This window comes from Enterovirga sp., assembly GCF_028290205.1.
Classification (GTDB): domain Bacteria; phylum Pseudomonadota; class Alphaproteobacteria; order Rhizobiales; family Beijerinckiaceae; genus Enterovirga.
Genome location: NZ_JAQGKF010000022.1, coordinates 1 through 4,983 on the forward strand (window position 1 = coordinate 1; position 4,983 = coordinate 4,983).

Genomic DNA, 4,983 nt, shown 5'->3' on the forward strand with positions numbered 1-4,983 from the left:
CCCGATGCGGGTCAGCGTCTCGGTGATTTCATCCAGCGAGGCCGCGGTTTCGAGATGATCGCGGAGCCAGGAGAGGGTGAATTTCATGTGCGCTCGAAACCGTAGGTGCGTCTAAGAAGAGCGTACAATTCGGCTGCTACGTCTTCCCCGAACGGGATGGATTGGCTGGTCACGCCTGGCACGGGATTGGGCGACCCCTGCGTGCCGCATTCTGTCCCGAGCGGCCGGTCAGCTCGGGTGGTTCGATGTGGGCCGCCGGAGGCCGGCTGCCGCTCCCCGCCAGCTACCCCTGTTGCCCGGGGCTGAGCTTTGCCCAACGGTAGCCCTTTTCTCCAGTCGCGCGCCCCGCCCAAGCGAGTGATCCCTCGATCGGCTCGGCCCTAAGAGCGACACCTAGATTCGTCTTGTTGATCATCGCGCGGTCCATCGACCGCGACCCAACAAGACGGCCCTGCCTGTACGAACGCTCCGCCCGCGCCGCGTGGAGAGCAACAACGGCCCGGAATCTGATGCTTCGGGCCACCTGAAGCGGAGAAACCACCCACGAGCCGGTCCAGAATGAGCCGTCAGGCTCGAAATCAACGCCGCGGTCCCGGTCGCAGACAAAGTGGTACTCTGAGACGTACTCACCCGTATGGCTCGCGGCCGTCCTCTCTGCTCGCGGAACCCGAGCCGACAGTTCGGCATCGCATCGTGCGACAAGATCCGTGGCACTCCGGCGTTCAGCGTTGGAGCGCAGACCACGAAGGGCTTCGGTCCCAAGCCCGCTCAGCCGCTCCGGCGTCCAATCTTCAGACTTCATGAGGTCAGCCCTCCCACCAGCGTCGGAAGGTCGAGCGGACGGAAGCCGTAATGCTCGAGCCAGCGGACGTCTGCGTCGAAGAAGGCCCGCAGGTCCGGCATGCCGTATTTGAGCATGGCGATGCGGTCGATGCCCATCCCCCAGGCAAAACCCTGCACCTGGTCCGGATCGAGCCCGCAATTGCGGAGCACGTTCGGGTGCACCATGCCGCAGCCCAGGATCTCGAGCCAGTCGTCGCCTTCGCCGAAGCGGATCTCGTCGCCGCGGCGCGAGCACTGGATGTCGACCTCCATCGAGGGCTCGGTGAAGGGGAAGAAGGACGGCCGGAACCGCATCTTCACCTCGTCGACCTCGAAGAAGGCGCGGCAGAACTCCTCCAGCACCCAGCGCATGTTGGCGATGGTGGCCCGGTCGTCGATGACCAGCCCCTCGACCTGGTGGAACATGGGCGTGTGGGTCTGGTCGGAATCGTGCCGGTAGGTCCGGCCCGGGATGATCACCCGGATCGGCGGCTGCTGGCTCCGCATGGTGCGGATCTGCACCGGCGATGTGTGCGTCCGCAGGACCTTCCGGTGGCCGTCGCGGTCCGGCTTCAGGAAGAACGTGTCGTGCATCTCCCGGGCCGGGTGGCCGACCGGGAAGTTGAGCGCCGTGAAGTTGAGCTCATCGGTCTCGACATCGGGCCCTTCCGCGACCCGGAAGCACAAGTCGGCGAAGATGGCCGTGATCTCGTCGACCACCTGGCTGATCGGGTGGATGCGGCCCGAGACCTCGGGACCTGGCCGCACCGGCAGGGTCACATCGAGGCGTTCGGATGCCAGACGGGCATCGAGGGCGGCCCCGGCCAGCGCCTCCCGACGCTCGGCGATCGCGGCCTGCACGGCGTCACGGAGCCCGTTGATGAGCGGGCCCTGGATGCGGCGCTCGTCGGCGCTCATGCGGCCCAGCGTCTTCAGGAGCTCGGAGACGGAGCCCTTCTTGCCGAGGGTCGCGACCCGCAAGCTCTCCAGCCCCGCCTCGTCGGGCGTGGCCGAGACCTGAGCCAGGAGGTCACGTTCAAGTGTCAGGAGGTCGGTCATGGCGGCGCGATCTGCCTCAGGCGCGTCGTCGCCGGGCTCGTCCCGGGGACCCCGATCGGAGAACCGCAGCGCCTCGCCGCATCGGGATGACCGGGGCGGCCCTCGGAACGCATCCGAAGGCCGGCCCGGCCATGACAATCAAGGTGAAAGGGGCGAGCGTCAGGCCGCCTTGAGCAACTCCGGCGGCAGCGCCGCCTTGGCCTGAGCCACAATCGCGGCAAAGGATTCCGGCTCCCGAATGGCGATGTCCGACAGAACCTTGCGGTCGATCGTGATGCCGGCCTTGGCCATGCCGTCCACCAGGCGCGAATAGGTCAGGCCGTGCTCGCGGGAGGCCGCGTTCAGGCGCTGGATCCACAGCGACCGGAAGGTGCGCTTCCGATTCTTGCGGTCGCGATAGGCGTATTGCATCGCCTTCTCGACCGCCTGCTTGGCGATCCGGATGGTGTTCTTGCGCCGGCCATAATAGCCCTTGGCGGCCTCGAGGACTTTTTTATGCTTGGCGTGGCTGGTCACGCCGCGTTTTACGCGAGCCATGATGTATCTCCTGGATGTCTAGGACGGGTGGGCGTGAAGGCTTCAGCCGTTCGGCAGGAAGAACTTCTTCACGTTGTCGGCGTCGCCCTTGAACATCGTGGTCGTGCCGCGGAGGTTACGGATCTGGCTGTTCGTCCGCTTGATCATGCCGTGGCGCTTGCCGGCCTGAGCCCGCATCACCTTGCCGGTGCCGGTGATCTTGAACCGCTTCTTGGAACCCGAATGGGTCTTCAGCTTGGGCATTTTGCTCTCCTACGGCCCGACGGCCGATATGCGCCGCGCGGGATGCGGGAAGGAATCCGAGCCCGGGACGCTGATGCTGCTGGAGCATGTCGAACCGCCACGGCAGCCCTTTCGGCCGGGCGGTTCGAGGCCGGGCTTATGCCAGAGGGGGCGTGCGAGAGCAACAGCTTCCGGACCGTCCGGCCCCCTCGCGCCTCAGCGCAGGCACTGGAGCGGCGTGTCGGCGATGCGGGCCAGAATGGTGTTCGCCTGGCTGGATTGCCGTCCGGTCGGCCGGGCCGGATTGCGGCGCAGCGGGCTCGGCAGCGCCGTGACCAGCAGGGCGGCCTCGCGTCGGGACAGGCTCGCGGCCGGCTTGCCGAAATGGCGCCGGGCCGCCTCCTCGGCCCCGAACACCCCCTCGCCCCATTCGGCGATGTTGAGATAGACCTCGATCATCCGGCGCTTGGGCCAGATAAGGTCGAGATACATGGCGATCGGGATCTCCATCGCCTTGCGGATCACCGACCGGCCCGGCCACAGAAACAGGTTCTTGGCCACCTGCATCGGGATGGTGGACGCGCCGCGGCTCGGGCCGCCCTCGTCCGCCTCCTCGATGACCTCGTTCAGCGCCCCCCAGTCGATGCCGCCATGGAGGCAGAAGCGCGCGTCCTCGGAGGCGATCGCGGCCGCCGGCAGGGTGGAGGCGATGCGGCCGAGCGGGACGAAGGTCCGGCTCGCCGCCTCGCCCCCAAGCCACCGGCTCAGCATCAGCGTCGAGATGGGCGGGACGGCCAGATAGGCGGCCCCCAGAACCAGCACCAGCGCCGGATAGGCCAGGATCAGCAGGAGCAGGAGCCGAACCAGCCGCCGCATCGCGGCGTCAGACCGTGACCTGGGTGCCGACCTCGACCACGCGCCCCGTCGGGATCTGGAAGAAGTCCGTCGCGTCCGAGGCCCCGCGGGCCAGCGCGATGAACAGCTTGTCCTGCCAGAGCGGCATGGAGGAGCGCAGCGCCGGCCGGATGGAGCGGCGCGACAGGAAGAACGAGGTCGACATGATGTCGAACTTGAACCCGAGCTTGCGCAGCAGCGCCAGCGAGCGCGGGATGTTCGGTGTTTCCATGTAGCCGAACCGCAGTTCCACGGTCCAGAACGAGTCGCCGACATGCTCCACGGTGACCCGGTCATCCGAGGACACCCGTGGGAGGTCGAGCGACTTCACCGTGAGCACGATGTTGCGCTCGTGCAGCACCTTGTTGTGTTTCAAGTTGTGCAGCAGGGCCGAGGGGGCCGTCTTGGGGTCGCTCGTCAGGAACACGGCCGTGCCCTTGACCCGGTGCGGCGGGCTCCGCCCCAGCATGCCCACGAGATCCGTCAGTGGCACGTCGGTCTTGCGCGTCTTGTCGAACAGGATGCGGGTGCCCTTCACCCACGTGCCCATGACCAGGATCAGGAACGCGGCGAGGAGCAGGGGCACGTAGCCGCCCTCCAGCACCTTGGTCAGGTTGGCGCCCAGGAAGCAGAGTTCCAGCGCGAGGAACGGGAAGATGGTCAGGGCCGACCGCAAGGTGCTCCAGCCCCAGACATGGCGCGCCACGATGAAGGCCAGCGTCCCGGTGATCAGCATGGTGCCCGTCACCGCGACCCCATAGGCCGACGCGATGGCGCTCGACGACTTGAACATCAGCACCAGGACGATCACGCCGATCAGCAGCAGGCTGTTGATCTGCGGCAGGTAGATCTGGCCCGAATGGGTCTCTGAGGTGTGCCGGATCTCGAGCCGCGGCAGGATGCCGAGTTGCACCGCCTGCCGCGACAGGGAGAAGGCGCCGGTGATGTTGGCCTGCGCGGCGATCACGGTCGCGCAGGTGGCCAGGATGACGAGCGGCAGCAGCCCCCATTCCGGCACGAGCCGAAAGAACGGTTCGGTGGCGGCGTCCGGGTCGTGCAGCACCAGGGCGCCCTGCCCCAGATAGTTCAGGGTCAGGCACGGGAAGACGAGACCGAGCCAGGCGCGCTGGATCGGCTTGCGGCCGAAATGGCCGAGGTCGGCAAACAACGCCTCGGCCCCCGTCACGGCCAGGAACACGGCGCCCAGCGCGATCAGCGCCGCGTGGCCGTGGCTCATGACGTAATGGACCGCGTAATAGGGATTGAGGGCCAGAAAGATGCCCGGCTCGCGCGCGATATGGGGCAGCGCCGCGATGCCGATGGTCAGGAAGAACACGACCATGATCGGCCCGAACAGGGCCGAGATGCGGGCCGTGCCATGGCTCTGCACCAGAAACAGAGCGACGATGATCGCGAGGGTGATCGGCAGAATGTAGGGCGTGAAGGCCG

The 4,983-nt window shown here is 67.0% G+C and carries 5 protein-coding genes; all 5 read right to left on the reverse strand.

All coding sequences use genetic code 11. The features are described 5' to 3' along the window. Nucleotides 1-798: 798 nt before the first annotated feature. Nucleotides 799-1,881: a phenylalanine--tRNA ligase subunit alpha gene (gene pheS / locus JWR86_RS01915; protein ID WP_299559962.1), complete on the reverse strand. Its 1,083-nt coding sequence runs from the start codon at nt 1,879-1,881 to the stop codon at nt 799-801. Between the two features lie 159 nt (nt 1,882-2,040). Next, nucleotides 2,041-2,418, reverse strand: coding sequence for a 50S ribosomal protein L20 (gene rplT, locus JWR86_RS01920; RefSeq protein ID WP_299559965.1), 378 nt, complete (start codon nt 2,416-2,418; stop codon nt 2,041-2,043). A 42-nt stretch (nt 2,419-2,460) separates the two neighbouring features. Beyond that, nucleotides 2,461-2,661 (reverse strand): 50S ribosomal protein L35, encoded by a 201-nt coding sequence (rpmI, locus tag JWR86_RS01925; protein ID WP_299559968.1) that lies wholly within the window; start codon nt 2,659-2,661, stop codon nt 2,461-2,463. A 195-nt stretch (nt 2,662-2,856) separates the two neighbouring features. Then, a complete protein-coding gene (locus JWR86_RS01930; RefSeq protein ID WP_299559971.1) occupies nt 2,857-3,516 on the reverse strand; it encodes a biosynthetic peptidoglycan transglycosylase in 660 nt (219 codons plus the stop codon). 7 nt (nt 3,517-3,523) lie between these two features. Then, the coding region (locus tag JWR86_RS01935) for a KUP/HAK/KT family potassium transporter (RefSeq protein WP_299559974.1) at nt 3,524-4,983 on the reverse strand (1,460 nt) is incomplete at its 5' end.

What these genes read in the sequence shown, in the direction of transcription:
- rpmI (WP_299559968.1), bottom strand. Translation starts at nt 2,661, where the DNA reads ATGCCCAAGCTGAAGACCCATTCGGGTTCCAAGAAGCGGTTCAAGATC.
- rplT (WP_299559965.1), bottom strand. Translation starts at nt 2,418, where the DNA reads ATGGCTCGCGTAAAACGCGGCGTGACCAGCCACGCCAAGCATAAAAAA.
- JWR86_RS01930 (WP_299559971.1), bottom strand. Translation starts at nt 3,516, where the DNA reads ATGCGGCGGCTGGTTCGGCTCCTGCTCCTGCTGATCCTGGCCTATCCG.
- pheS (WP_299559962.1), bottom strand. Translation starts at nt 1,881, where the DNA reads ATGACCGACCTCCTGACACTTGAACGTGACCTCCTGGCTCAGGTCTCG.